This window comes from Bacillus sp. MUM 13, assembly GCF_001866725.1.
Lineage (GTDB): Bacteria > Bacillota > Bacilli > Bacillales > DSM-1321 > Peribacillus.
In genome coordinates this window covers 1-1,695 of record NZ_MLYQ01000055.1, presented here as the reverse complement: position 1 = coordinate 1,695, position 1,695 = coordinate 1, and the positions used below count along the sequence as shown (strand labels likewise).

Annotated in this window: 1 rRNA gene; it reads left to right on the top strand. The window is 53.5% G+C overall.

Annotation, left to right across the window (positions count from 1 at the left end):
* Positions 1-33 precede the first annotated feature (33 nt).
* A 16S ribosomal RNA gene (locus tag BIV59_RS14425) occupies positions 34-1,584 on the top strand.
* The last annotated feature ends 111 nt before the right edge of the window (positions 1,585-1,695 follow it).

Below are 1,695 nucleotides of genomic sequence, written 5' to 3'. Positions count from 1 at the left end.
ACACTCTAAAAGCAAATGAGCAAGTCAAACATTTCTTCGGAGAGTTTGATCCTGGCTCAGGACGAACGCTGGCGGCGTGCCTAATACATGCAAGTCGAGCGAATGGATGGGAGCTTGCTCCCTGAAGTTAGCGGCGGACGGGTGAGTAACACGTGGGCAACCTGCCTGTAAGACTGGGATAACTTCGGGAAACCGGAGCTAATACCGGATACGTTCTTTCCTCGCATGAGGAAAGATGGAAAGACGGTTTCGGCTGTCACTTACAGATGGGCCCGCGGCGCATTAGCTAGTTGGTGAGGTAATGGCTCACCAAGGCCACGATGCGTAGCCGACCTGAGAGGGTGATCGGCCACACTGGGACTGAGACACGGCCCAGACTCCTACGGGAGGCAGCAGTAGGGAATCTTCCGCAATGGACGAAAGTCTGACGGAGCAACGCCGCGTGAGCGAAGAAGGCCTTCGGGTCGTAAAGCTCTGTTGTTAGGGAAGAACAAGTGCCAGAGTAACTGCTGGCACCTTGACGGTACCTAACCAGAAAGCCACGGCTAACTACGTGCCAGCAGCCGCGGTAATACGTAGGTGGCAAGCGTTGTCCGGAATTATTGGGCGTAAAGCGCGCGCAGGTGGTTCCTTAAGTCTGATGTGAAAGCCCACGGCTCAACCGTGGAGGGTCATTGGAAACTGGGGGACTTGAGTGCAGAAGAGGAAAGTGGAATTCCAAGTGTAGCGGTGAAATGCGTAGAGATTTGGAGGAACACCAGTGGCGAAGGCGACTTTCTGGTCTGTAACTGACACTGAGGCGCGAAAGCGTGGGGAGCGAACAGGATTAGATACCCTGGTAGTCCACGCCGTAAACGATGAGTGCTAAGTGTTAGAGGGTTTCCGCCCTTTAGTGCTGCAGCTAACGCATTAAGCACTCCGCCTGGGGAGTACGGCCGCAAGGCTGAAACTCAAAGGAATTGACGGGGGCCCGCACAAGCGGTGGAGCATGTGGTTTAATTCGAAGCAACGCGAAGAACCTTACCAGGTCTTGACATCCTCTGACAACCCTAGAGATAGGGCGTTCCCCTTCGGGGGACAGAGTGACAGGTGGTGCATGGTTGTCGTCAGCTCGTGTCGTGAGATGTTGGGTTAAGTCCCGCAACGAGCGCAACCCTTGATCTTAGTTGCCAGCATTCAGTTGGGCACTCTAAGGTGACTGCCGGTGACAAACCGGAGGAAGGTGGGGATGACGTCAAATCATCATGCCCCTTATGACCTGGGCTACACACGTGCTACAATGGATGGTACAAAGGGCAGCAAAGCCGCGAGGCCGAGCAAATCCCATAAAGCCATTCTCAGTTCGGATTGCAGGCTGCAACTCGCCTGCATGAAGCCGGAATCGCTAGTAATCGCGGATCAGCATGCCGCGGTGAATACGTTCCCGGGCCTTGTACACACCGCCCGTCACACCACGAGAGTTTGTAACACCCGAAGTCGGTGGGGTAACCTTTATGGAGCCAGCCGCCTAAGGTGGGACAGATGATTGGGGTGAAGTCGTAACAAGGTAGCCGTATCGGAAGGTGCGGCTGGATCACCTCCTTTCTAAGGAAAATAACGTTCGCTTACGTTTTGTTCAGTTTTGAAAGAAGCAATTCTTTCAGAACCTTGTTCTTTGAAAACTAGATAATAGATAGAAGGCAAATTTTTGCGTCA